Below are 25465 nucleotides of genomic sequence, written 5' to 3' on the forward strand. Positions count from 1 at the left end.
TGGGCTCCCGCTTTCGCGGGAGTGACGCTAGTACTCGATCGCGACGTCCTTGGCGCCCAGCACCTGCTGGAGCGCCAGCTGCAGTTCGTCCGACGGCGCCACGCGCCACGCTTCGCCCAGCTGCAGCACGCAGCCGACGCCCTGCGGCGTGATGCGCGCCGACACCGGCAAGCCGTCCGCGTGGCGGTGCGGCGCCAGCACTTCGGCCATCTTGCGCACGTCCACCGAGGTCGGCAGCGCCATGGCCAGCTGCTTGCCGTAGTTGACGCGCGCCGTCACGATGTCGAACACCTTCTCGGCCGAGATGCGCAGGCCGCCGGAGAAGCGGTCTTCCGACACCTTGCCGACCACGGCCAGGAACTCGTCGTCCTTGAACATGCGCTTGTTCTCTTCGAACACTTCCGAATACACGGTGACCTCGACCACCGCCGTCTTGTCGTCCAAGGTGACGATCAGGATCTTGCCGCGCTGCGTCATCTGCGGGCGGATGCCGGTGATCACGCCGCACAACATGCGCGGCTCGCGCGACGGCTCCAGCTCGGCCAGCTTGGTGCGGGCGAAGCGGCGCGCTTCCGGCGCGAACGAGTCGAACATGTGGCCCGACAGGTAGAAGCCCAGCGCGATCTTTTCCTCGGCCAGCTTCTGGCGGTCGGTGAACGGCGCCGCCTTGACGTATTCGGGCGGTGCCACCAGGTCGGAATCGTCGCCGCCGAACAGGCTGACCTGGTTGGCCGCCTTGGCCTCCTGGTCCGCGCATTCCATCGCGAAGCTGACCGTGGCCAGCAGGATGGCGCGGTCGATGTTCAGGCAATCGAAGGCGCCCGCGCGTATCAGCGATTCGATGGTGCGGCGGTTGATCTGCTTCTTGTCGACCCGCTTGCAGAAATCAAACAGGCTGGTGAACGGGCCGCCGGCGGTGCGCGCGGCGATGATGGCCTCGATCGCGTTCTGGCCGGCGCCCTTGCAGGCGCCCAGGCCGTAGCGGATCTGTGTGACCTTCTTGCCGGTCACCGAAGGCGGCGGACCGTCCGGCATGAAGCGGAAGTCGGACTTGTTGATGTCCGGCGGCAGGATGGTCAGGCCGCAGATATCGATCGAATCCTCGACCAGGATCTTGACCTTCTCGGTGTCCTCCATCGCCAGCGACATATTGGCCGCCATGAACGCGGCCGGATGGTGGGCCTTCAAATAGGCCGTGTGGTAGGACAGCAGCGCGTAGGCGGCGGCGTGCGACTTGTTGAAGCCGTAGCCCGCGAACTTTTCCATCAAGTCGAAGATCTCGTCGGCCTTCTGCGCGGACAGGCCGTCCTTGGCGGCGCCGGCGCGGAAGATCTCGCGGTGCTCGGCCATTTCCTCGGCCTTCTTCTTACCCATCGCCCGGCGCAACATGTCGGCGCCGCCCAGCGAGTAGCCGCCGACGATCTGCGCCATCTGCATCACCTGCTCCTGGTACACCATGATGCCGTAGGTTTCGGACAGAATCGATTCGGTGCGCGGATCGGGATAGTCGAATTTTTCGCCGTGCTTGCGCTTGCAGAAGTCCGGGATCAGGTCCATCGGGCCCGGACGGTACAGCGCCACCAGCGCGATAATGTCTTCAAAGCGGTCGGGACGGGCGTCTTTCAACATGCCCTGCATGCCGCGCGACTCCAGCTGGAACACGGCCACGGTCTTGGCCTTGGTCAGCAGCTCGTACGAAGGACGGTCGTTCAGCGGCAGGCGCGCCAGGTCGAACTCGGCCTCCTTGGGATCGAGCATCTTGATGTAGCGCACCGCGCGATCGAGGATGGTCAAGGTGGTCAGGCCCAAGAAGTCGAACTTGACCAGGCCGACGGCTTCGACGTCGTCCTTGTCGTACTGCGACACCACGCCGCCGTCGCCGCCCTGCGTGTACAGCGGGCAGAAGTCGGTCAGCTTGCCCGGCGCGATCAGCACGCCACCGGCGTGCATGCCGATGTTACGGGTGATGCCTTCGACCTGTTGCGCCAGGTCCAGCAGCTGCGCCACTTCTTCCTCGTTCTGCTGGCGCTCCTTGAGCATCGGCTCTTCCTCGATCGCCTCGGCGATCGACACCGGCTTGCCCGGCTTGAACGGAATCAGCTTGGAGACGCCGTCGCAGAAGTTGTAGCCGAAGTCCATCACGCGGCCGACGTCGCGGATCGCGCCCTTGGCCGCCATGGTGCCGAAGGTGGCGATCTGCGACACCGCGTCGCGGCCGTACAGGTCCTTGACGTGCTGGATCACGAGGTCGCGTTTTTCCTGGCAGAAGTCGATGTCGAAGTCGGGCATCGAAACGCGTTCGGGATTGAGGAAACGTTCGAACAGCAGGTTGTACTTCAGCGGATCCAGGTCGGTGATCTTCAGCGCGTACGCCACCAGCGAACCCGCGCCCGAACCCCGGCCCGGGCCGATCGGCACGTCGTTGTTCTTGCCCCACTGGATAAACTCCGCCACGATCAGGAAGTAGCCCGGGAACTTCATGTTGATGATGGTGTTGTTCTCGAACTCCAGCCGCTCCTCGTAGCGCGCGCGTTGCGCCTCGCGCTTGACCGGATCCGGATACAGCTGCTCCAGGCGCTCCTCCAGGCCCTTCTTGGTTTCCGCGCGCAGGAATTCGTCGATGGTCATGCCCGGCGTCGGGAAGTTCGGCAGCTGCGGCTTGCCCAGGGTCAGCGTCAGGTTGCAGCGCTTGGCGATCTCCACCGAGTTTTGCAGCGCGGCCGGCAGGTCGTGGAACAGCTCGCGCATCTCGGCCTGCGACATGAAGCGCATCTGCTCGTTGAAGCGGCGCACCCGCTTGTTATTGGCCAGCATTTCGCCTTCGGCGATACAGGTGCGCGCCTCGTGCGCGATGAACTCGTCCTTGCGGATAAACATCACCGGATGGGTGGCCACCACGGGCAGGCCCAGCTTGGCGGCCAGCGCCACCGCGTGGCGCACCTGGGCTTCCTGGTTGGCCTGGCCGGCGCGCTGGATCTCGATATAGAAGTGGCCGGGGAAGATCCCGGCCCACTTTTGCGCGTTTTGTTCGGCCAGCGCCGGGTTGCCGTTTTCAATCGCCATGCCGACGTCGCCGAAGTGCGCGCCGGACAACGCGATCAGGCCGTTGGCCGGACTGACGTCGGGCAGCAGCGCGTAGGTCTTGGCGGTGCGTTCGGCCAGCCACTCGGTGCGGATCTCGGCGCGGCCCTTGTACTGGTTGGTCAGCCAGGCTTGCGACAGCAGTTCGCACAGCTGCAGGTAGCCCATGTGGTTCTTGGCGAACAGCATCAGGCGATGCGGCTTGTCGCGGTTGTCGTCGTTGGTGATCCAGACGTCGACGCCCACCACCGGCTTGATGCCCTTGCCGCGCGCGGCCTTGTAGAACTTGACCATGCCGAACATATTGGACAGGTCGGTGACGGCCAGCGCCGCCTGCTTGTCCTTGGCGGCGCTGGCGACCAGGTCGTCGATGCGCACCAGGCCGTCGACGATGGAGTATTCCGAGTGCACCCGCAGATGGACGAAATCCGGTCCCGCCGGGAGAGCCGCTGCCGGTGCCGCCACTTCTTGTTCGTTTGCTACCATGTTCATACGCCGCTCAATGCTGGTTCAATAACCAGCTATTTTACCGTGCGGCGGCCGGGTGCGATAATCCTTTCACTGCCTGTTTTTTGGGCATAAAAAGCGCGTATAATGTCGGCTCTTCACAATTTTCGATCTTATCCACCATGCACGCTAATACTGCTTTACAAGCTGAAGCGCATGCCGCCGCCATCGCTGCCGCTGCCGCTCACGTCAACATCGCCGCCTACAAGTTCGTCACCTTCGACGACACCGAAGCGATGCGCCCGCTGTACCAGGACATCTGCCAGCGCCTGGCGCTGAAAGGCACCATCCTGTTGACGCCGGAAGGCATCAATATGTTCCTGTCCGGTCCGCGCAGCCATATCGACGAGTTCCTGGCCTGGGTCCGCGGCGACGCCCGCTTCGCCGACCTGGAAGTGAAGGAAAGCTATTCGGTCGAGCAGTCGCACAAGCGCATGCTGGTCAAGATCAAAAAAGAAATCATCACCATGCGCATGCCGCTGATCAAGCCGGAAGAAGGCCGCGCGCCCTTCGTCGAAGCCCACACGCTCAAGCGCTGGCTGGACAGCGGCGTCGACGACAACGGCCGGCCGGTGGTCATGGTCGACACCCGCAACGATTTCGAGGTCGACGTCGGCACCTTCGACCACACGGTCGACTACCGCATCAAGAAATTCACCGAGTTCCCGGAAGTGATCGCCGCCCACAAGGACGACTTCGCCGGCAAGACCGTGGTCACCTTCTGCACCGGCGGCATCCGCTGCGAGAAAGCCGCGATCCACATGCAGAACATCGGCTACGACAACGTCTACCAGCTCGAAGGCGGCATCCTCAAGTACTTCGAGGAAGTCGGCGGCGCCCACTACACCGGCGACTGCTTCGTGTTCGACTACCGTACCGCGCTCAATCCGAAACTGGAACCGACCGAGACCGTGCAATGCTTCGTCTGCCGTTCGGTGGTGACGCCGCGCCAGCAGCTGGCGCCGGAATACGTGTACGAGAAATCCTGCCCGCATTGCTACGGCAAGGACAAGGCTGCCTGAGCCACGCCAGCAGCGCGGATGTAAAAAGCCCCCGTCCGCACTGAGCATGCTCAGGCGGATGGGGGCTTTTGCTTTGCAACGCTTACTGTTTGGTGACCGGCAGCAGCAACTGCAATGCCGACTGGTAGGCGTTGCGGGCGGTCTGGTAGACCGCCAGCTTGGCGTTCAGGTCGGCGATCTGCGCATCGACGAATTGCAGATTGGTGACCTGGCTCTGCGCCTCCTCGCTCAGGTCCTTGACGGCATAACTGACGCCATTGACCGTGACCTCCAGTTCGTCGTCCATCATGCTCATTACGAGGCGGGCCTGAAGTAGGGAGCGATCTCGCGCACATCGGCTTCCGACAGCGTGCCGGCGGCCGAACGCATGCGCAAGGTGTTGAGCAGATAGTTGTAGCGCGCCTGGGCCAGGTCGCGTTTATTGGTGTACAACTGCTGCGTGGCATTGAGCACGTCGAGGTTGATGCGCACGCCGCCCTTGACGCTTTGCTGCGTGGCCTTGATCAGCAGCTCGGACGAGGCCACCGATTTTTTCAGGGCCGCGATGCGCGCCACATTGCTCATCAACGAATCGTAGTCCTTGCGCAATTCGGTCAGCACCTTGTCCCTCTGCCCCTGCAAGTCCGCCTTGGCCTTCTCCTGATTGGCCACCGCCTGGCGCGCCTGGGCATTCACCGAGCCCCCTGCGTACAAGGGAATGTTGACCTGCACGCCCAGACTGCGAATGATATTGTCCTGGGCATAAGTCTGGATCGTATCAGCCGAGCTTTTGGTGTAGCTGGCGACAAAATCGACGCGTGGCAGGTGGCCGGCATATGCCTTGCGCACTTCCTGCCTGGCGATCTCGACACCCGACACCAGCGTCTTGATATCCGGGTTGCGCTCGACCGCGACGGCCTTCCACGCTTCGAAGCTGACCGTGTCGGGCGGGCGTGTTTCGAATTCAGGCGTCAGCTTGTCCAGTTCGCCCACATCGCCACCGATCACGGCCGCCAGCGTGGTGCGTGAATTGTTCAAGGCGTCCTGGGTCTCCAGTACCGAGGCCTCGGACGCATCCAGCCGCGCCTGGCTTTCCAGCATATCGGTGCGGGTGCCCTCGCCTTTTTCGAACAAGCGTTGGTTGACCTTGACCTGCTCGACATAGACCTCGCGCTCCACCCTGACCAAGGCTAGCAGGTCGCTCTTGTACAGCACGTCCAGATACGCGTTGACCACGCGCGAGATCACTTCCTGCTGCTGGCTTTCGAACTGCGCCGCCGCATAATCGCTCTGCGCCGCGCCCTGCTTATAGCGTGCGTATCCATCCAGGTTGAACAAGGCCTGGCGCAATTGGATGGTGGCGCTGCGACTGATGTAGTCGCGCGGCACTGAGCCCAGCGGATCAGTAACCGTCGTGCGGTTCTGGCTGGCGCTGTAGCTGCCCGACAGCGTCGGCAACAGGTTGGAACGGCCGAGCAGCCGGTTTTCCTTGCCGGCCTCGCCCGCATAGTATGCCGAGCGATACGTCGGGTCATTCTTGAGCGCCGCCTGGTAGGCCTCGATCAAGCCCAGTGCGGATGCCGGCGAGCTGGACAGCAGTGTGCCAGCCACCGCAGCCGCGACAAGGGCTGCGCGCCTATGGTTAGCGAAATGGGCCACGTTAATCCTCCGTCAGCGAAGTTTTTGCACGGTCGAATATCGGCTTGAACAGATAGCTGATCATCGTACGCTCGCCGGTTTTGACGAACACTTCCACCGGCATACCGGAGACCACCACCAGTTTCTTGGCGTCGATTATTTTCGCGCCCGCCGGCGTAACCCGTGCCCGCACCTTGTAGTAGGCGTTGCCCGTACGTTCATCCACAGTCCGATCCGCTGCGACCTGGATAACTTCGCCCGGAATATGCGGCGTGCGGTTGGCGTTGAACGCCGCGAAACTCATTTCCACCGGCAGGCCGACATGGACTTTATCGATCAAGTTGACCGGCAGCTGTCCCTCCACCACATAGGCGTCGTCGCTCGGCACGATTTCCATGATCTTGATATTGGAGCCGACCACGCCGCCGCGCGTAAACAGACTCGATCCCGTCACCACGCCGTCCACCGGCGATTTGATGTCGACCGCCTGCAAGTCGTAGTTCTGGCCATCGATCCGTCCACGCAGCGATTCAGCTTCCTTGTTAGTATCAGCCAGCAGGGAGCGTACTTCCTTTTGATACTCACTGGCGCGCTGCGCCTTGCGCATCTGCGTTTCGCTGATCTGGCGCTGCGCGCGCGCGATACTGCCGCCATCCTCGGCGATCGAACCGGTCACCTGCTGATAGCTGCGCTGAATTTCCAGATAACGGTTACGGGCAACATAACCATCCTTGACCAGATCGTTCATATTGTCGAGCTGCTCCTTCAAGGTCGCCTGCTGTGCCTTTCGGCTTTCGCGCGACTCTTGCACGCTGCTGATCTGAGCCCTCAATCCGCCCATCCCTTCGTCCATCGCCCCCAGCTCGCTTTGCAATGCACTCTGACGCGACAACAACAGCTGATTTTGCAGCGCCATGACGGCGGCGGTGCGCGGGTCATCCTGATATTCCTTCAGCGCAGGCGGCATGCCGACCGACTTCTGGCCGGCCAGCTCGGCTTGCAGGCGTGCTTCGGTGGCGCGCGCGCCAATGTACTGGGCGCGCGTGATATCCAGCGCGGCTTTCGCCGGAATCGCGTTCATCCGCACCAGGACCTGGCCGGCCTTGACCACGTCGCCATCCTTGACCAGGATATCCTGCACCGTACCACCTTGCAGGTACTGGATGGTCTTGCGGTTGGACTCCTTCACCACCGTGCCGGACATCGGCGAACCTTTGTCCAGCGGCGCCCAGAAGGCCCACAGCAGGAAGCCAACGAACATTACCAGCACCATGATCCAGCCCATGCGCGCATAGCCTGCCGGATCGGTATCGACCGTCAAAGGCGTAACGTCATGGCTGATAACGTCCGAGACGGGCTCTGTTTTTTTCATGACATTCATCGTATTACTCCTGTTCCGTTGCCGCAGGCGCGACCGGGGCCGCAGCCTGGGATGGCGCCTGCTGCGCTGCTTGTTGCGCCGGCGCCGCTGGCGCGCCCGGCTGGGCGGCCAGTGCCTGCCGTTTGTTAGCTTCCTGCAAGGCGATCAACACGTCATTACTCGGTCCGAACATACTGACAGCGCCATCGCGCAACAACAGCAGTTTAGTGGTGGCGCCGATAATGCTGGTGCGATGGGTAATCAGCACGATAGTCTTGCCGCGGGCGCGCAAATCATTGATCGCCGCCAGCAACGCGGCTTCGCCGACATCGTCCAGATTGGAATTCGGTTCATCCAGCACCAACACCGACGGGTCGCCATACATGGCGCGCGCCAGGCCGAGGCGCTGGCGTTGGCCGCCGGACAGGCCGGCGCCACCATCGCCGAGGCGGGTGTCGTAACCGTCGGGGAAATGCAAAATCAACTCGTGGATGCCGGCGCGCTTGGCCGCCAAGACGACTTTCTCCGGGTCGATGTCACCAAAGCGGGCGATATTTTCGCTGACGCTACCGGCGAACAATTCAATATCCTGCGGCAGGTAGCCGATGTGAGGTCCCAGTTCCGCCTTATTCCATTGGAAGATATCGGCGCTGTCGAGGCGAACCTTGCCCATCATCGATGGCCAGACGCCGACCAGCAAGCGCGCCAGCGTCGATTTACCCGAACCACTGGGGCCAATGACACCCAACACATCGCCGGCGCCAATGGCAAAGTTGATCCCTTTCAGAAATGGCACTTTGCTGTGCGGCGGACCGGCGGTCACCTGCTCCACGCTCAACATGCCTGTCGGTGCAGGCAGGGGCATACCGGCTTCGCGCACCGGGTTATTTTCCAGCAGCAAAGACAATCGTTCGTAAGCACTACGGGTCGAACTGAAAGATTTCCAAACTGCGATGACCTGCTGTACCGGCTGCATCGCGCGCCCAACCAGGATCGAAGCGGCAATCATCATGCCCGGGGAAATTTTATTTTCCAGCACCAGCAGAGCGCCGAAGCCCAGCACCAGCGATTGCAGCGCGGTCTGGAAGAATTTGGTGACAGCACCGACCATGCCGGCTTTTTCACTCGCATCCGCCTGCAAGCGCAGGAAGCGGCTATGCAGCTTCATCCAGCGGCCCATCAGGTTGGGCAGCATGCCCATCGATTCGATCACCTCGGCATTGCGCAAGTTGTTCGTGGCCAGCGTGCCAGCGGCGATCGCCATGGCATTGGCCTCGGCCAGCGGCTTGTGCGAAACGCGCTCATTGACGTAAGCGCAGATGATCAGCACGATCGTCCCGCCCAGGGCGAACAAGCCGAGCGACGGTTCAAACAAGAAGATCACGACGAGATAAAAGGGGAACCAAGGCGCATCGAAGAACGCAAACAAGGCGTTACCAGTCAGGAACTGACGCACGTTGGTCAGGTCGTTGAGCGCCTGGCCCGCGTTGGCGCCACTCTGTTTCAGATTCTGCTCGAAGGCCGCGGTGTAGACACGCTTGTTGAGCTGCATATCGAAGCGGGCGCCGAGACGCACCAGTACAAAGCTGCGGATCAGATCGAGGGCGCTCATGAACACGTATGCGCCTAGCATCATCAACGTCAGCATCAGCAGCGTGATTTCGTTGCGGCTGCCGAGCACACGGTCGTAAACCTGCAGCATGTACAGCGAAGGCACCAGCATCATCAGGTTGCTGATGGCGCTGAACACACCGACCGTGACAAAGCTACGTTTGAAGGTGAGCAATACCTGCTCAATTTCGTTTTTAGTTTTCTGTAATTTGTTTTTCATGATATGCCTGCACGGCGTTTCGGCGGGGCTCATGGCGTAGCGGACAATCCGCTGCCTGAAACGCGTCGACAAAGGTTGGAATCGATAACAATCGCCACAAGCGGGCGAGACGAGACATTATCGCCGAAAACACGATAAAAATGTGACCTGCATCACAAATTCCATGTGGCTACCACAAAAAATCCGGAAAATTGCGTGAGTTTTTGCAGATCATCAAGAAACTTCGGGGCAAAGTGCAGTATAGCCGCCGACAGCGGGAGGGCATAAAAAAACGCCCGATGCAGGCATCGGGCGTTTCTGCGGATCCAGCCCGGAGGCCGGACCCGCATTTTATTACAACCGGGCTATTAGGCCAGGGTGATGATACCAGCAGCAGCCGTAGCGGTGCCGTGGAAGCCAACCAGAACAACAGCTTCTACGATGGTGCCAGCGCCAGCGCCGTCAACGTCGTACACGAACATCGAGTCAGCACCGGTGGCGCTGACGGTGAATGCGTGCGAAGTGGTGTCGTAGTTACCCAGAACCAGAGCAGCGGTGGTACCCGAAGCCGAAGCGATCGTGGTGCCCAGCGCGCCGGTGTAGGTATTCAACACGGTCGCTACGTCGATGGTGTCGCCAGCGTGCATGCCGGTGACGATATCGGCGCCAGCAGCCGAGGTAGCAACAGCGGTAGCCAGAGCAGCGGTGGTAGCAGCCGACAGGGTATCGCCGGTAGCAACCAGTTTCACGCCGTCGATCACGCCAGCAACGTGGGTGCCGAAGGTGATCGTGTCCGCACCAGCGCCGCCGGTGATCAGGTTGCCGCCGGTGCCGACGGTGATCGTATCAGCAGCCGAACCGCCTTTGATCACGTTCCAGCCGTTGCCAGCGGTGATGGTGTTAGCAGCTGCCGAACCGATGTTGTCAACCGAGTTGTCGCCGTTACCAACAACGATCGTGTTGCCGCCAGCGGCGCCGTGCACGGTGTTGTTACCATTGCCGACGGTGATAACGTCGTTAGCCTGGCCGCCGGTGATGGTGCTGTTACCGTTGCCGGAAACGATGGCGTTGCCTTTGGCAGCGATGTCGGTACCGGTCAGGGTGTTGTTGCCGTTACCAGCTTTCAGGGAAACGCCGTTGCCGGTGCCGGCTACGAAGTTCAGAACGGTGGTGGCGTTATCAGCCGATGCATCGATCACGGTGTTGACGTTCAGTGCGGTAGCGCCCGAGGTGATGCTCACGGTACCAGTACCGGTAACTTTCACGCTGGTCAGCGCGGTAGCGTTGGTCAGTGCGCCGATCACGATGTTGTCGGTGGCAGCGATGGTCAGCGTTTCAACACCAGCCAGGGTTGGCGAGGCCAGGGTGACGGTGCTGGTCGACGACAGGCCATCGCTGATGGTCAGGGCAACGGTGTCCAGTTGACCAACGGTAGCCGCGCCGGTTACGCCCAGATCCAGGGTGCCGGTAGCAGCAACAGTGATGTGGCCAGCTTGGGTAGCGTTCAGGCCGGTCAGGGTCTGCGCGCCGCCGTCCAGCACCAAGCTGGTGAAGGTCGAACCGGTGAACACGGTAACGTCAGCGCCTACGCCCGAACCCAGCTCCAGAATTTCGAAGTTGGTGATCTTGGCGGCTGCGGCTGCGGTGCCGAAGTCGGTTGCGTTTTTCAGGATGATTTTGTCAGCCGTACCAGCGCCACCGCTAACAGCTTTGGTCTGAGCCGCGCCGTTGTTCAGGGTGACGGTGTCTACGCCGGCGCCGCCGGTGTAGGTCTGGCCTTGCAGAACGCCGATGGTGACATCGCCGCCGGTGGCGGTGATCACTGCAGCAGCAGCGAAGGTCTGGCCGTCGAAGTACATGCCGGTACCGGAGATATTAACGGTGGTGGCAGCAGCCATGGTCACGGTGGCTTCGCTACCCGATGCGCCCGAGGTAACCAGGTTCAGGGTGGTAGCAGCGGTATCGGTGATGGTGCCAGCGATAACGTTGTTCAGGGTGACGTTCTGGGTGTGGCCAACGGTGCTGTTGACGATGGTGACATCGTTCTCGCCGTCGTTCACAACAACCTTGGTCAGCGCGGCGCCGGTCAGGGTTGCACCAGCGGCGTTGTTCAGGGTTACGGTGGTCAGCACGTTGCTCAGGGTCGAGGCGTCGGTCACGGTGTTGTTCGTGATGGTGCCGGAAGTACCGTAGTTGCCGTTGATCGTCACGGAAGCCAGCGCGGTGTTGGTGATCGCGCTCACGGTAGCGGCTTCAACCGAAGTCGCCTTGGTGCCGTCGGCGGTAACAACAGCAGCAGCAGCAGCGTTAGCAGCAGCAGCCAGCGCGTCGTTGGTTGCGTCGGCCGAAACAGCTGCAGCGCTGGCAGCGGTCGAAGCGGTCTGCAGCGGGGTCAGCACAGCTTGAGCGGCGGTACGGGCAGCAGCAACGCTGGTTGCCAGCGAGCCACCGAAGGCTGCGTCGATAGCGATCTTGTCAGCAGCGGTGATCGCGCCAGCGTGGAACGCGGTGGTGGTTGCCAGTTGGATCGACAGCGCGGTGCTTGCATCGGCGGCGACGTTGGTTGCTGCGGCGATGGCGGTTGCCAGGGTGGCTTGGTTGGTCACTTTGGTAGCAGCGGCAACTTTAGCTTTACCAACGGTGTCGGTATCGGCCAGGGCCTTGACGTTCGCGGCGTTAGCGGCAGCAGCGGTGTCCGAGTGGGTGGTACGGTCAGCCAGGCTCACGGCGCCAGCAGCGGTTGCGCTGATCGAGGTACCGTTGACGAAGGTCATTGCGCCGCCGGTCGAGGTAGCGGTTTCAGCAGCTGCACCTTTAACGGTGACGGTGCCGCTAGCGAAGTTGTTGGTTGCAACGACGTTGCCAGCAGCGCCGGTGGTCGCGCCAACGTTGATGTTACCTGCGGTGCCGTTGGTGATGGTGACGTTTTTGCCGCCGTCCACTGCAACGCCAGCCAGGCCGTTAGCAACGTTGATGTCGGTGGTTGCAGCAGCAACTACACCAGCGATGTTGCCGCCAGCAGCGACGTTCAGGGTGGTCGCGCCAGTCCAGCCAGCGATGTTCGCAACGGTGATCGCACCAGCGGTGCTCAGGTTGATCGTTTCGATGTTGGCGACGGTCACGCCTGCAGCAAGGGTGGTGCCTACGGTCACAACGTTCAGCACGTCGTTGCCGGCGCCGCCGTTGATCGAATCCAGCGACGACAGGGTGTCAGCACCGGTAATGACTGGAGCGTTGAAGATGTCGGAGCCCGCACCACCGATGAAGGTCGCGCCACTGTCGATGCCGGTGGTCAGGGTGACGTTGGTCACTACTGGTGGTGGTACAGCAGCTGCGGTAGCGGTAGCGACGGCGGCGATAGCGGTTGCCAGCGATGCGTCGTCGGTCACGGTCGCGACGTAGTCACGGCCAGCTTGGTTGTTCGATGCGTAGCCCAGACGTTCCGCTTCGTGGCCTGGCAGGCTCAGTTCGTCGGTGAAAGCAGCAGCGGCGGTGGCTTTGTTGGCCAGAGCGATACCGTCAGCATTTGGGTTGCCGTCTGCGTCGATAGCGCCGGCGCCGATGAATTTAACCAGGTCGGCGGTGGTGATGCCACCTGGGGTGCCTGCCAGACCAGCGGCGACTTTTGGCGACCAGAAGTTCAGGCCACCTTGTTCAGCGTGACGGCCGAACAGGTTCATGTAGACGGTGTCTACGATTGCGTCGGCGTTCTTGCCAGCGTACATATTGGTGTACTCAGGCGCGGTGTTGAAGGCTTTGCTGATTGCATCAATGGAAACGCCAGCATCCAGTTTGCCTACCCAGAATGCCAGACCACCAACATCTGCAGGACGGTTGTAGTATGCGACGTACAGTTGTTGAATCAGGGCGGTATTTGTAGCCATTTAGAACTCCTAGGTTTAAAAGATTAAGCGCTTCGGCGACGCAACCTGCGAACCGCAAGACAGCGTGACCGAATCATGGCAGAGGATAGCTGGGGGAGAATGTGATGGGCATCACATCAAACCTCAATTACCTCCACTTTTTTAGCATTTCTGCGACATTCATTTATTCGCGCGGCCATTATGTAAGAACCGTGTGGATAAATCAAATGTTTGCAAAACATACCAACTCCGCGCCTCAAATGAATTGGCACTGCTAATAAAAGATTAATTAACAAATGCGTTTTTTACGCTTACCCGGCACAAAAAAAACCCGCCTGTCCAAGGCGGGTTGCGGGTCGTGGCGGCTGTGCTTATCGGCTCCAGCTGGTAACGCCATTGACCAGATGCCTGGCGTCGGGCGCGCCCTGGAATATATATGTGGCGTTGGTCATACTGCCGATTGCGCCGGTCACCGACATATTGGCTCCGGGACTGGCTAAATTAGTGCTCGAAAATATACCGTCAGCCTGCACCTTGCCACTCGATCCCATTTTAAAAGTCTCGGAGGCCGCGGTGGTCACGTCGAACTTGGTGGCAAACGTCGCTTTGCCAAAATCGAAGGACAATACGCCATTCGATAGCGTCGCCGCGGTTTTTTCCTGGGTCGAGGTGTCGCGCACATAGGCCTCGCTGCCTGCCATGGCAAACGCCACCGATCCCTGGGCCGGCGTGGCGAAGGTCGTACCGCTACGGCTGCGGAACAATACAAAGTCTTCCGTCGCGCCGATGCGCTCCATGCCGGCCTTGCTCAACGTGCTCGTGGCGGCGGAACCGGCAATCGCGGTCCAGCGGCCCCAGCTCACTTCCTTGGGCGGCAGCGTCACCACCGGCTCGGCAGGCGTCACCGGCACGGTCACCGGCGGGGTCGGCGTCACTTCCAGATAGGGCGGCTTCAATTCGCCGGTGTCGGTGGTCTTGCCCGGCACGTTGGCGGCCGCCTGCGCGTCCTGGTTGGCTTTTTCCAACTTCAGCGTCAAATCCTTTTTCGGATCCAGGCTGGGCTCGATCGTCGAGGCCGAACCGCCGCTGGCGGTCTTGCCCGGCTCATCCATGCGCGGCGGCGCCACCACGTCCGGCGCCAGCGAGTTATTACCTTGCAGCAACTGCGGCGCACCCTGACCACGTTGTACTTGCAACAACTGGCCTTTTTGCGCGGCGCTCAGCTCGCGCGCGGCATTGCCTTCGCACGGTCCGCTGCCTTCCGGCCGGCAGGCGCCGGCAAAGCCGCTCATGGTGATGCCACCAGATAATACGGTCACGCGCGAGGTGTCGGCGTCGGTAAACACGGTGAAGTCGGTGCCGCGCACGCCGATGGCGGCCACTGGCGTGTTGAAGCGGAAATTCTGGCGCGCCAGCTTGACGGCCTGGCCGGACTGGCTGCGCGCCACGCCGCTGATCAATTCCAGCTTGATGCGGGTGTTGACCGGATTGGCGGCGTCCACATGGTAGCTGGCGATGCGCGCCTGGGTGTTCGGGCGCAGGATGAACAAGCCATTATCGATGGTCTTGATATAGATGTAGCCGTCGGCGCCGGTACTGAGCAACTCGCCCTCGCCCACCGGGGCGTCCAGTACTGCCGCGTTGGCGGCGATCTTGGCGGCACCGGCGACAAATATGATTTTCCCTGCCTGGGCGGCCTGGGCGGCGTGGGCCAGCAGCATGGCGCCGGCTAAGAATAAAAGTTTGCGCATCATATTTCTCCTCGGTACAACCCGGATTATCCTTGGTCTGACGGAACTTTCCGTGATGAACGTCACATTCTACTGCAACGCTTGTTGCAAGCTCCAAACGTTACACTTTGTAGCAAAAGCATTTGCCGCTGCCGGTAAAGCGTTGTACCCTGAACACTTACCCCTCCGTCTCCCAGCCCTCTCCGACGAACCCGGCCGCCGTAACGCCCTTGATGACCATTTTCCCGGCCCTGCGCGCCCTGTCCCAGTCCCTGCCCCGCCTCGTGCCCCGTCGGCTGCCCTCGTCCCGGCACCTGCGCTGGCTGCTGCCGTTGCTGGCGGTGCTGATCACCGCCGGCGCCGAATGGCTGGCCCCCGCCGGCGGCGGCTACCTGGCCGACGAATGGCTGCGCGACCGCTACATCCGCCTGCAAACCACCAACGCCGAGGAACCGCGCGTGCTGGTGGTCGACATCGACGAAGCCAGCCTGGCCTCGATCGGCCCCTGGCCCTGGGGCAGCGGCCGGATTGCCGACCTGGTGGAAATCCTGCTGACCGACTACCAGTCGCGCGGCGTCGCGCTCGACATCCTGCTGCCCAAGCCGGGCGCGGCGGGCGACGACCTGCGGCTGGCGCTGCTGGCGGCCAACGCCCCGCTGGTGCTGGCCCAGGCGCTCGACTACAGCCAGACCCGGCCCGACCTGCTGCACGAAGGCGTGCTGGGCGGCGCCACGCCGTCGGGCAGCCCGGCGGCGGCGGCCACCGGCTACCTGGCCAACCACGCCCAGCTGGCGCGCGCCGCCCGCCATGTGGGCAACATCGGCTTCATCCCGGACAACGACGGCGCGCTGCGCCGGGTGCCGCTGCTGACCCGCTACAACGGCCAGACCTACCCGGCGCTGAGCCTGGCGCTGGTCAATTGCTGCGGCGGCGGCCCGGCGCTGGCGCCCGGCGCCGACGCCGCCGGCGCGCGCGTCTCCTACCGCCGCGACTGGACCGCCTACACCGTGGTCGGCGCGGCCGACATCCTGCAACGCCGCATCGATCCGGCCAGCGCCAGCGGCCGCCTGGTGCTGGTCGGCTCCTCGTCGCTGACCCTGTCCGACCGCGTCACCACGCCGCTGGCCGCCAACCGTCCCGGCCTCGGGGTGCAGGCGGCCATGCTGTCGACCCTGCTCGACCGGCGCGACGGCAACACCCCGACGCCGTGGCCGGGCCGCTGGATCGCCTGCGGCTGGGCGCTGCTGATGGCCAGCCTGGCCAGCTACACCTTCCCGCGCCTGTCGGCCGCCCGCAATGTGGCGCTGCTGGCGGTCGGCAGCGGCCTGTGGCTGCTGGTGGCCTTCGGCGTCAGCCTGCACGACGCCGATTTCTCGCCGACCGCGCCGCTGGCCAGCCTGCTGTTCCTGCTGGCGTTCGCCGTGCCCTACCAGTGGCAGCTGACCCAGCAGCGCTCGCGCCACCTGCTCGACACGCTGCGCCAGTACGTGGCGCCGGCGGTCGTGGCCGAGCTGCTGCGCAGCGACCTGAAGGATCCGCTGGCGCCGCGCCAGCTCGACGTCACCACCCTGATCGCCGACATGGAGGGCTACACCACCCAGGTCGAATCGCTGCCGGTGGACGAGGCCGCCAAGCTGACGCGCGACTTCCTCGAATGCCTGACCGGTCCGGTGATCGCCACCCACGGCACGCTGGACAAGTACACCGGCGACGGCCTGGTGGCGTTCTGGGGCGCGCCGTTACCAAATTTACAACATGCGGATTTGGCATTAGACGCCGCGCATGCTATTGTGCGGCGCGTGCAATTACTTAGCCAAAAGCAACAGGCCCGGGGACGGCCGCCGCTGCGGGTCCGCATCGGCATCGACAGCGGCCTGGCGATGGCCGGCGATTTCGGCACCGCCTTCCGCAGCATCTATACGGCGGTGGGCGACAGCGTCAACACCGCCTCGCGCCTGGAGCAGGCGGCGCGCGACTATCCCTACGATGTGATCATCGGCGCCGGCACCGTGGCGCGGGCGCGCCGCCACCAGTTCCTGCGCCTGGGCGAACGTTTATTACGGGGCAAGGAAAAGCCCACGATACTTTATACATTTGAAGCAGCCATGACCGTCACAGTTCCCGCCCCCGCCGCACCGCGCAGCACACCGGCTGCCGAGGTACGCTCTTGAAGTCGCTGCTGCGCGCGCTGACCGCGACCGCGCTGCTGGCGCTGGCGCCGGCCGCGCTGGCCCAGGGCGACGCCGAGGAAAACCAGCAGCTGTACCGCCAGGCGCTGCAATCGATCTCCGAAGGCCGCAAGAACGACGCCAGCGAAACCCTGATGCGGGTGATCGAGCAGGAGCCGCTGCACGCCGGCGCCTGGCTGGACCTGGCGCTGATCCAGTGCGCGCTGGGCCACGCCGACGAGGCCGAACGGCTGTTCAACACCATCCGCCAGCGCTTCAACCCGCCGCCCGGCATCGTCGAGCTGATCAGCGAGGCGCGCAGCGCCGGCTGCGCCCACTGGCGGCCGCACGCCCAGACCGCGTTCAGCTTCGGCCGCGGCGTCGACCAGAACGTCAACCAGGGCTCCAGCGTCGGCAGCTACACAGCCAACCCGTCCGGGGTGCCGGTGGAGCTGCCGCTGACGCCCGAATTCCTGCCCCAGCACGACCAATACACGGCGCTCACCGCCGACTACCTGAGCGACCTCACGCCCAACGGCAGCACCGGCTACCTGCAATTCCAGGCGCGCCGCTACGACCGCCTGGGCCTGTACAACTCGTCGTCGCTGTTTGCCGGCATCGACACCCCGTGGCGCTTCGGCCGCTGGACCCTGCACGGCTCGGCCACCGTGGGCCTGATCACCCTGGGCAGCCAGCTCTACCAGCGCCAGACCCAGGTGCAGGCGCGCCTCGGCCCGCCGCTGCCGCTGCCCGGCAGCATGCAGTTCAGCCTGACGACCGGCCTGACCCATGTCGAGTACCTGACGCTGAGCAATTTCAACTCCAACACGGCCGAACTGCGCGGCCAGTTCAACTACCGGCTCGACGACGACAGCGCCAGCGCCAGCGTGGCGCGCCTGGCCGACCACGCCGGCAGCGCCCGCCCCGGCGGCAACCGCGAGGGCTGGGCCGCCAACGCCCAGTGGCGCCGCCGCCTGTTCGGCGAGACCAGCGGCGAGCTGGCCTACAGCGCCCAGCACTGGCGCAGCAGCTCGGCCTATTCGCCCGGCTTCCTCGACCAGGTGCGCGACCAGACCACCCAGGTGCTGCGGCTGACGCTGAACTACCCGCTCAGCAACACCCAGTCGCTGCAGCTGGAAGCGCGCCAGGTGCGCAACAAGGAAAACATCTCTATCTTCCAGTACAACGACCGCCAGCTGCAATTGAGCTGGCAATGGCAGGGGCTGTAACCAGTCGTTCCCGCGAAAGCGGGAATCCATAGACCCCATTCAGCATGGATTCCCGCTTGCGCGGGAATGACGGCACAACCGAGCCCGCCGAACACGTTACAATCGCACTATGACGTCAAACACCGCCCCCCCCGCCATTCCGCCTGCCGCCGTGCCGCCAGCTGAAGAACGCCAGATCCAGATCCATCTGCGCAAGATTCCGCTGCTGGCCGAGCTGTCGGACGAGGAAGTGCTGGCCATCAAGCCGGAGATGCGCATCCGCCAGTACGCCAAGCGCGAGGTGGTGTTGCACAAGGGCGGCAGCGGCGACGGCCTGCTGTTCCTGCTGTCGGGCTCGCTCCAGGTGATCGACGTCACCGAGGACGGCCGCGCGATCGGCCTGCGCATGCTGGTGCCGGGCGACTTCTTCGGCGAGATCGCGCTGATCAACAGCTCCACCCGCTCGGCCTCGGTGGTGGCGATGAGCGACGTGCTGGTGGCCTTCCTGCCGGCGCCGGTGGCGATGAATCTGTTCTCGCATTCGCCGTCGGTGGCGCGCCAGATGCTGCGCCACCTGGCGCAGAAGATCCAGCGCGATTCGGAATTCCGCGCCCTGCTCAGCATCAACAACACCGCCAAGCGGATCTACTCCTACATCGTGCTGATGCAGAAAAAGAATCCGGACGGCACCGTGGTGGAAAACCTGCCGACCCACCAGGACATCGCCAACATGATCAACACCAGCCGCGAGACCGTCACCCGCGCGCTGCTGACCCTGGTCCAGCAGGGCATCGTCCAGAAAGAGCCGCACCGCCTGCTCATCAAGGACCCGGACGCGCTGCAAAAGCTGGTCCAGGGCGAGTGACGAGAAGCAGTTCATCGTCATTCCCGCGCAGGCGGGAATCCATAGAATGTCTGCGTTCCACCATAACCCGCCTCAGAGGGCAGCTCAGTATGGAGGGAATGGCGGGAACACGTCCTTAGCTCATCCGGTGAAATCCTCGAACAAATCGCGCCACATCGGGTTGGATTTCTGTATCAACTCGATCTTCCAATCACGGCGCCATTTCTTGATCTGCTTCTCCCGTGTGATTGCCGCCAGGATCTCGGTATGTTGTTCGTACCAGACCAGGCGTTTAACACCATATTCCTTGGTGAAGCCTTCTGCGAGACCCTCGCGGTGTTGCCACACACGCCGGATCAAATTTGATGTCACGCCGATATACAAGGTGCCGTAGCGAGCACTCGCGAGAATGTAGACATAGCTTTCTTTACTCATCATTTTCTCCATCCGATCATGGAGAAAAATGGTCTCTCAGCCGCGCTGACCTGGGGCTGATCTACCTCAGTTGTGAGGTTCCACGGAGGGAATTCAGGCAATGCATGGATTCCCGCCTTCGCGGGAATGACGGAATCACCACTAGCACGTCATTCCCGCGCAGGCGGGAATTCATAGAATGCCGGCATTCCACCATAAACTGCCGCACAGGGAAGCTCAGTATGGATTCCCGCCTTCGCGGGAACGACGGAGCATTTCGCGGTTGTCACAAGCTGTAACTGTTACTGTCGTAACAATAGTGTGCGGTATAATCGCCGTCCGGCGCTGCCGCTGCGCCCGTTCGTCAGCGCGCCAACCCCTCACTTTTGTCCGCCATGCCGCTAGCCTCGCCGATCCGCACCTCCGCCGCCGTCATGCCCTCGCCGCCGGGCCACCATGCTTAAGCGGGCGCTGCTGCAACCGCAGTTCCTGCTGTTCGTCGCCGGCGGCCTGCTGTGCGCGCTGATCGACATCGGCCTGATGCAGTTGCTGATCGGCGGCGGCGCCGCGCCGGTCGCGGCCGCCTCGGCGGGCTTCGTGGCCGGGCTGGTGGTCAACTATGCGTTCCACGCCAAGGTCACCTTCAAGCAGCTCAGCAGCAGCACCACCGTCGCCCGCTACCTGTGCGTGGTGGCGGCCAACTACCTGATCACGGTGGCGCTGGTGGCGCTGGCGCAATCGCTGCTGGGCTGGGCGCTGGCGGGCAAGCTGGCCTCGCTGCCGCTGGTGGCGGTCAACGGTTATCTCTTGAGTAAATACTGGGTCTTCAAATGATCACATTCGCTCCCTTGCGCACCGATGCGCAGGCCCTGGCGCGCTACGGCGCCCTGTTCGCCGCCTGCTTCCCCGGCGCCACCAAGTTCACCCCGGCCTATCTGCAATGGCTGTACGCCGACAACCCGGACGGTCCGGCGGTCGGCTACGACGCCTGGGACGGCGACACCCTGGCCGCCCACTACGTCTGCGTGCCGGCGCGCGTGCGGCTGGAAGGCGTGGAGGCGCGCATGCTGCTCTCGCTCAACACCGCCACCCATCCGTCCTACCAGGGCCAGGGCTTGTTCACCAAGCTGGCGCAGCAGACCTTCGACGCCGGCCGCGACGCCGGCTACGACGGCGTCTACGGCGTGGCCAACGCCAACAGCACGCCCGGCTTCATCCGCAAGCTGGGCTTCCAGCTGGTGCGCCCGCTGGAGGCGCGGGTCGGCCTCGGTCCGGTCGGCCAGCCGGCGCCGGCGCGCGATCCGGCGCCGTCGTTCCAGCGCCTGTGGAGCGCCGCCAGCCTGGCCTGGCGCTGCGCCAACCCGGACAACCCGGTGCACGCGCAGCGCCAGCGCCGCCGCTGGCGCTTCGACGCCGCCGCGCTGGGCCCGGCGCGCGCCTACGCCGAGCTGGAACTGGACTTGCCGGCCGACGTGGGCGGCGCCGCCCAGCCGGTGTCGGCCGCCGCCGGCAGCCGCTCGCCGCTGCGCCTGTACCTGGGCCTGCTGCCGGACAGCCAGCGCAGCTTCCCCTTCTATCCGAGCATCCCGCAGCGCCTGCGGCCGTCGCCGCTGAACCTGATCTACCGCTCGCTGTCGGGCCGCGTGGCGGCGCTCGATCCGGCCCGCATCCACTTCACCTTCCTCGATTTCGATGCCTACTGAACGCCAGCCGGTCGCGCTGTTCCTGTTCGCCCACCAGGACGACGAGTTCGGCGTATTCCAGACCATCGAAGACTGCCGCCGCCAAGGCTGGCGGGTGGTCTGCGCCTACCTGACGCACGGCGCGCACGGCAGCGCCGAGCGGCGCAACCAGGAGTCGCGCCGGGTGCTGGCGAGGCTCGGCGTGCAGGACGACGACATGCTCTTCGCCGGCGACGCGCTGGCCATCGTCGACGCCAGCCTGCCGCGCCAGCTGCAGCCGGCCGGCGCCTGGATCGAGCAATGGCTGGCCACGTGGTCGGCCGACCCGGCCGCCGAGCTGCGCCTGCTGTGCGCGCCGGCCTGGGAAGGCGGCCACCACGACCACGACGCGCTGCACTTCCTGGCGGTGCAGGCCGCCGCCGGCCTGGGCCTGGGCCGGCTGCTGCGCCAGTACGCGCTGTACAACGCCTACCGCTGCCCCGGTCCGCTGTTCCGCGTGCTGTCGCCGCTGGCCGCCAACGGCCCGCTGGAAAGCACGCCCGTGCCGTGGAGGGCGCGCCTGCGCCATCTGCGCCTGTGCCTGTGTTACCCGTCGCAGCGGATCACCTGGATCGGGCTGTTCCCGTTCGTGCTGGCGCACGCCCTGCTGAACGGACGCCAGGCGCTGCAGGCGGCCACGCCGGCGCGGCTGGCGCAGCGCCCGCACCCCGGCCCGCTGTACTATGAAAATCGCCGTTTCTACACCTGGGAACAGCTGCAGGCCGACATGGCCGGCTACCTGCGCAACAGCGCGCCGCCGGCCGGATAGCCGTCATTCCCGCGCAGGCGGGAATCCATAAGCCGCATCAACGCAAGCGCAGCATGGATTCCCGCTTGCGCGGGAACGATGGAACGCAGTGTGACAAGCTGTAACATGTTACTTACGTAACAAGGGGTGCGGTATAATCGCCGTCTCGTAATTTCCGTGCCCGCCCCCAGTAAATGATGCCAGTTCGCCGTCCCTTCCCTCATTCACCGCGCCGCGCACGGGCCGCATGATGTCGCTCGCCATGCTCCACGGGCTGTGGCGCTACCGCGGCTTCGTGCTCGGCAGCGTCAAGCGCGAATTCCAGTCCAAATACCGCAACACCATGCTGGGCGCCGCCTGGACCGTGCTCAGTCCGCTGGCCATGATCCTGGTGTACACGCTGATCTTTTCCCAGGTGATGAAGAACCGCCTGCCGGGCAACGCCAGCGAGTACGGCTACAGCATCTACCTGTGCGCCGGCGTGCTGACCTGGGGCATGTTCGCCGAGATCACCTCGCGCGCGCAAAACATGTTCCTGGAACAGGCCAACCTGCTCAAGAAAATCAGCTTCCCGCGCATCTGCCTGCCGCTGATCGTGGTGCTCAACGCGCTGGTCAACTTCGGCATCATCTTCGGCCTGTTCACCGTGTTCCTGCTGGCGTCCGGCCAGTTCCCGGGCTGGGTCTTCCTGGCGCTGCTGCCGGTGCTGCTGATCCAGGTCGCGCTGGCGATCGGGGTCGGCATGGTGCTCGGCGTGCTCAACGTCTTCTTCCGCGACGTCGGCCAGTTCTTCCAGATCTTCATCCAGTTCTGGTTCTGGTTCACGCCCATCGTCTACCCCGCCACCATCCTGCCGCCCGAAGTGCGCGGCCTGCTGGTGTGGAACCCGATGGCGGCCGTGATCCAGTCCTACCAGACCATCCTGGTCAGCGGCCAGGCGCCGCAGTGGATGGAGCTGCTGCCGGCCGCCGTGCTGGCGCTGCTGGCGTGCGTGCTGGGCCTGCAACTGTTCCGCAAACGCGCGGGCGAAATGGTGGATGAACTCTGATGGGCTCGATTACTGTTAGCAACCTGGGCAAGGCCTACAAACTCTATCCCAACCGCTGGTCGCGGCTGGGCGAATGGATGCTGCCGTTCAACGGCCCGCGCCACCAGCTCAAGTGGATCCTGCAGGACGTCAGCTTCCAGGTGGCGCCGGGCGAAGCGGTCGGACTGATCGGCATCAACGGCGCCGGCAAGAGCACCCTGCTCAAGCTGATCACCGGCACCACCCAGCCCAGCACCGGCAGCGTCACGATGCAGGGCAGCGTGGCCGCGCTGCTGGAGCTGGGCATGGGCTTCCACCCCGACTTCACCGGCCGCCAGAACGTCTACATGGCCGGCCAGCTGATCGGCCTGACGGTCGACGAGATCACCACGCTGATGCCCGACATCGAAGCCTTCGCCGAGATCGGCGACTACCTCGACCAGCCGGTGCGCGTGTATTCGAGCGGCATGCAGATGCGCGTGGCGTTCGCGGTCGCCACCGCGCGCCGCCCGGACATCCTGATCGTCGACGAGGCGCTGTCGGTGGGCGACACCTATTTCCAGCACAAGAGCTTCGAGCGGATCCGCCAGTACCGCCGCGCCGGCACCACGCTGCTGCTGGTGTCGCACGACAAGCAGGCGATCCAGTCGGTGTGCGACCGCGCCATCCTGCTCGACGCCGGCCGCCTGGCGCGCGAAGGCAAGCCGGAGGAAATCATGGACTACTACAACGCCATGATCGCCGAACGCGAAAACAGCACGCTGCGCCTGAACCAGCGCGACGACGGCAAGCTGCAGGTGACCTCCGGCACCGGCGAGGCCACCGTGGCCGAGATCGTGCTGCTGAACGACGCCGGCGAGGCGGTCGAAGTGGTCGACGTCGGCCAGCAGGTGACCTTGCGCATCACGGTGGCGGTGCATCAAGCCATCCCGCGCATGGTGCTGGGCTATATGATCAAGGACCGGCTCGGCCAGGCCATGTACGGCACCAACACCCACCTGAAGGAACTGCCGCTGGAAGACATGCAGGCCGGCCAGCGCGTCACCTACAGCTTCAGCTTCGCCGCCAACCTGGGCGCCGGCAGCTACTCGGTGGCCACCGCCATCGTCAGCACCGCCACCCACCTGGTCAACAACTACGAGTGGCGCGACCTGGCGCTGGTGTTCACCGTGGTGAACATGCAGCGCCCCCATTTTGAAGGGTCGGCCTGGCTGGACCCCGCCATCGAGATCACCCACGCATGAGCTTTATTTCCTACGCCCAGAACTACGAGGACGTGCTGCTGCGGCGCGCGCTGCAGGACGTGGCGGCCGGCTTCTACATCGACGTCGGCGCCAACGATCCCGAGCTGCACTCGGTCACCAAGGCCTTCTACGACCAGGGCTGGTCCGGCATCAACGTCGAGCCGATGCCGTCCTACGGCCCGGCCTTCCGCGCGCAGCGCCCGCGCGACATCAACCTGAACGTGGCGGCCGGCGCCGCCAGCGGCAGCATCACGCTGTTCGACATCCCCGCCGTCAACGGCTGGGCCTCGACCGACAGCGAGGTCGCCGCCGCCCACCGCGCCCACGGCCACCAGGTGGTCGAGCACACCGTGCCGCTGCTGACCCTGGCCGAGATCTGCCGCGAGCATGTGCACGGCGAGGTGCACTTCCTCAAGATCGACGTCGAAGGCTTCGAGGGCGACGTGCTGCGCGGCATGGACTTCACGCTGTGCCGGCCGTGGATCGTGGTGGTCGAAGCCATCATGCCCAACAGCCGCGACAGCAACCACGAAGCCTGGGAAGCGCTGGTCACCGGCCACGGCTACCAGTACGCCTGGTTCGACGGCCTGAACCGCTACTACGTCGCCGACGAGCACGCCGAGCTGGCCGAACGCCTGCACCTGCAGCCCAACGTCTTCGACGATTTCATCACCCACCACCTGGACAAGGCCTGGGCCCGCGGCAAGGACCTGGACCGCCAGGTCGAGCGCACCTGGGAACTGGCGCGCCAGGCCGACGCCCGCAGCAGCGCGCTGGAGCAGGACGTGGAGCGCGCGGTCCAGCGCGGCGCCGAACTGCAGCAGACGCTGGCCGAGACCGAGCGCAGCGGCGCCGAACGCGCGCGCCAGCTGTCGCACCAGTTGCAGCAACGCCAGGACCAGGTGCTGCAGCTGCAGGCCGAGCTGCGCCAGGCCGAAGCGGCCGCGCGCCAGCTCGAGACCACGCTGCACCAGAACGCCGAATGGGGCCAGCAGCTGGAGCAGCGCCTGACCGCGGTGTACGCCAGCAGCTCGTGGCGCCTCACCGCGCCGCTGCGCGCCGTGCTGCGGCGCGGCGACAACAGCCTGCCGCGCCTGGCCG

Annotated in this window: 19 protein-coding genes; 11 read left to right on the plus strand and 8 right to left on the minus strand. The window is 64.0% G+C overall.

Going from position 1 to position 25465, the window contains the following annotated elements; all coding sequences use genetic code 11:
• Positions 1-27: 27 nt before the first annotated feature.
• Positions 28-3573 (minus strand): DNA polymerase III subunit alpha, encoded by a 3546-nt coding sequence (gene dnaE / locus V6M89_RS22380; RefSeq protein WP_332855249.1) that lies wholly within the window; start codon positions 3571-3573, stop codon positions 28-30.
• Positions 3574-3710: 137 nt separating this feature from the next.
• On the opposite strand from dnaE, the gene V6M89_RS22385 reads away from it, so the two are divergent.
• Positions 3711-4610: a sulfurtransferase gene (locus tag V6M89_RS22385; RefSeq protein ID WP_332855250.1), complete on the plus strand. Its 900-nt coding sequence runs from the start codon at positions 3711-3713 to the stop codon at positions 4608-4610.
• An 82-nt stretch (positions 4611-4692) separates the two neighbouring features.
• On the opposite strand, the gene V6M89_RS22390 is transcribed toward V6M89_RS22385, so the two are convergent.
• From V6M89_RS22390 to V6M89_RS22410, 5 genes are all read right to left on the minus strand, one after another.
• A complete protein-coding gene (locus V6M89_RS22390; protein ID WP_332855251.1) occupies positions 4693-4899 on the minus strand; it encodes a hypothetical protein in 207 nt (68 codons plus the stop codon).
• 5 nt (positions 4900-4904) lie between these two features.
• Positions 4905-6200, minus strand: coding sequence for a TolC family outer membrane protein (locus tag V6M89_RS22395; RefSeq protein ID WP_332855252.1), 1296 nt, complete (start codon positions 6198-6200; stop codon positions 4905-4907).
• A gap of 49 nt (positions 6201-6249) precedes the next feature.
• Entirely contained in the window at positions 6250-7599 is a 1350-nt protein-coding gene (locus V6M89_RS22400; protein WP_332855253.1) for an HlyD family type I secretion periplasmic adaptor subunit, read from the minus strand.
• A 13-nt stretch (positions 7600-7612) separates the two neighbouring features.
• Entirely contained in the window at positions 7613-9418 is a 1806-nt protein-coding gene (locus V6M89_RS22405; protein WP_332855254.1) for a type I secretion system permease/ATPase, read from the minus strand.
• A 347-nt stretch (positions 9419-9765) separates the two neighbouring features.
• Positions 9766-12786, minus strand: a complete 3021-nt coding sequence (locus V6M89_RS22410; protein WP_332855255.1) for a beta strand repeat-containing protein — start codon at positions 12784-12786, stop codon at positions 9766-9768.
• A gap of 60 nt (positions 12787-12846) precedes the next feature.
• Here V6M89_RS22410 and V6M89_RS22415 point away from each other — a divergent pair, with 60 nt between their 5' ends.
• Positions 12847-13308 carry a hypothetical protein gene (locus V6M89_RS22415; RefSeq protein WP_332855256.1) on the plus strand — a complete coding sequence of 154 codons (462 nt, stop codon included), beginning with the start codon at positions 12847-12849 and terminating at the stop codon, positions 13306-13308.
• Positions 13309-13631: 323 nt separating this feature from the next.
• Here the strand turns inward: V6M89_RS22415 and V6M89_RS22420 are convergent, their stop codons facing one another.
• Entirely contained in the window at positions 13632-15014 is a 1383-nt protein-coding gene (locus V6M89_RS22420; protein ID WP_332855257.1) for a FecR family protein, read from the minus strand.
• Positions 15015-15223: 209 nt separating this feature from the next.
• Here V6M89_RS22420 and V6M89_RS22425 point away from each other — a divergent pair, with 209 nt between their 5' ends.
• The 3 genes from V6M89_RS22425 to V6M89_RS22435 all read left to right on the plus strand — a co-directional run bounded on the left by V6M89_RS22425 (position 15224) and on the right by V6M89_RS22435 (position 19231).
• Positions 15224-17161 (plus strand): CHASE2 domain-containing protein, encoded by a 1938-nt coding sequence (locus V6M89_RS22425; protein ID WP_332855272.1) that lies wholly within the window; start codon positions 15224-15226, stop codon positions 17159-17161.
• The gene (locus V6M89_RS22430; RefSeq protein WP_332855258.1) at positions 17158-18387 is read left to right on the plus strand and encodes a tetratricopeptide repeat protein; all 1230 of its coding nucleotides are present in this window, start codon (positions 17158-17160) and stop codon (positions 18385-18387) included. The genes V6M89_RS22425 and V6M89_RS22430 overlap by 4 nt, the downstream gene beginning before the upstream one ends.
• A 109-nt stretch (positions 18388-18496) precedes the next feature.
• Positions 18497-19231: a Crp/Fnr family transcriptional regulator gene (locus V6M89_RS22435; RefSeq protein WP_332855259.1), complete on the plus strand. Its 735-nt coding sequence runs from the start codon at positions 18497-18499 to the stop codon at positions 19229-19231.
• Positions 19232-19351: 120 nt separating this feature from the next.
• Here the strand turns inward: V6M89_RS22435 and V6M89_RS22440 are convergent, their stop codons facing one another.
• Entirely contained in the window at positions 19352-19648 is a 297-nt protein-coding gene (locus V6M89_RS22440) for a GIY-YIG nuclease family protein (protein ID WP_332855260.1), read from the minus strand.
• A 432-nt stretch (positions 19649-20080) separates the two neighbouring features.
• Here V6M89_RS22440 and V6M89_RS22445 point away from each other — a divergent pair, with 432 nt between their 5' ends.
• The 6 genes from V6M89_RS22445 to V6M89_RS22470 all read left to right on the plus strand — a co-directional run.
• Entirely contained in the window at positions 20081-20458 is a 378-nt protein-coding gene (locus tag V6M89_RS22445; protein ID WP_332855261.1) for a GtrA family protein, read from the plus strand.
• Positions 20455-21327, plus strand: coding sequence for a GNAT family N-acetyltransferase (locus tag V6M89_RS22450; RefSeq protein WP_332855262.1), 873 nt, complete (start codon positions 20455-20457; stop codon positions 21325-21327). Before V6M89_RS22445 ends, V6M89_RS22450 begins: the two co-directional genes overlap by 4 nt.
• Positions 21317-22114 carry a PIG-L deacetylase family protein gene (locus tag V6M89_RS22455; RefSeq protein ID WP_332855263.1) on the plus strand — a complete coding sequence of 266 codons (798 nt, stop codon included), beginning with the start codon at positions 21317-21319 and terminating at the stop codon, positions 22112-22114. Before V6M89_RS22450 ends, V6M89_RS22455 begins: the two co-directional genes overlap by 11 nt.
• A 226-nt stretch (positions 22115-22340) precedes the next feature.
• Positions 22341-23141: an ABC transporter permease gene (locus V6M89_RS22460; protein ID WP_332855264.1), complete on the plus strand. Its 801-nt coding sequence runs from the start codon at positions 22341-22343 to the stop codon at positions 23139-23141.
• Entirely contained in the window at positions 23141-24364 is a 1224-nt protein-coding gene (locus V6M89_RS22465) for an ABC transporter ATP-binding protein (RefSeq protein ID WP_332855265.1), read from the plus strand. Before V6M89_RS22460 ends, V6M89_RS22465 begins: the two co-directional genes overlap by 1 nt.
• Positions 24361-25465: FkbM family methyltransferase (locus tag V6M89_RS22470; protein ID WP_332855266.1), on the plus strand; the 1105-nt coding region annotated here is incomplete at its 3' end. The genes V6M89_RS22465 and V6M89_RS22470, both read left to right, overlap by 4 nt.

Source organism: Duganella sp. S19_KUP01_CR8, from assembly GCF_036688705.1.
In the GTDB taxonomy this organism is placed as follows: domain Bacteria; phylum Pseudomonadota; class Gammaproteobacteria; order Burkholderiales; family Burkholderiaceae_D; genus Rugamonas.

Bases quoted from the DNA above. Each gene is read 5' to 3' on its own strand.
- V6M89_RS22420 (WP_332855257.1), bottom strand. From the start codon at position 15,014: ATGATGCGCAAACTTTTATTCTTAGCCGGCGCCATGCTGCTGGCCCAC.
- V6M89_RS22440 (WP_332855260.1), bottom strand. From the start codon at position 19,648: ATGATGAGTAAAGAAAGCTATGTCTACATTCTCGCGAGTGCTCGCTAC.
- V6M89_RS22455 (WP_332855263.1), top strand. From the start codon at position 21,317: ATGCCTACTGAACGCCAGCCGGTCGCGCTGTTCCTGTTCGCCCACCAG.
- V6M89_RS22460 (WP_332855264.1), top strand. From the start codon at position 22,341: ATGATGTCGCTCGCCATGCTCCACGGGCTGTGGCGCTACCGCGGCTTC.
- V6M89_RS22465 (WP_332855265.1), top strand. From the start codon at position 23,141: ATGGGCTCGATTACTGTTAGCAACCTGGGCAAGGCCTACAAACTCTAT.
- V6M89_RS22450 (WP_332855262.1), top strand. From the start codon at position 20,455: ATGATCACATTCGCTCCCTTGCGCACCGATGCGCAGGCCCTGGCGCGC.
- V6M89_RS22425 (WP_332855272.1), top strand. From the start codon at position 15,224: ATGACCATTTTCCCGGCCCTGCGCGCCCTGTCCCAGTCCCTGCCCCGC.
- V6M89_RS22435 (WP_332855259.1), top strand. From the start codon at position 18,497: ATGACGTCAAACACCGCCCCCCCCGCCATTCCGCCTGCCGCCGTGCCG.
- V6M89_RS22385 (WP_332855250.1), top strand. From the start codon at position 3,711: ATGCACGCTAATACTGCTTTACAAGCTGAAGCGCATGCCGCCGCCATC.
- V6M89_RS22400 (WP_332855253.1), bottom strand. From the start codon at position 7,599: ATGAAAAAAACAGAGCCCGTCTCGGACGTTATCAGCCATGACGTTACG.
- dnaE (WP_332855249.1), bottom strand. From the start codon at position 3,573: ATGAACATGGTAGCAAACGAACAAGAAGTGGCGGCACCGGCAGCGGCT.
- V6M89_RS22405 (WP_332855254.1), bottom strand. From the start codon at position 9,418: ATGAAAAACAAATTACAGAAAACTAAAAACGAAATTGAGCAGGTATTG.
- V6M89_RS22390 (WP_332855251.1), bottom strand. From the start codon at position 4,899: ATGATGGACGACGAACTGGAGGTCACGGTCAATGGCGTCAGTTATGCC.
- V6M89_RS22445 (WP_332855261.1), top strand. From the start codon at position 20,081: ATGCTTAAGCGGGCGCTGCTGCAACCGCAGTTCCTGCTGTTCGTCGCC.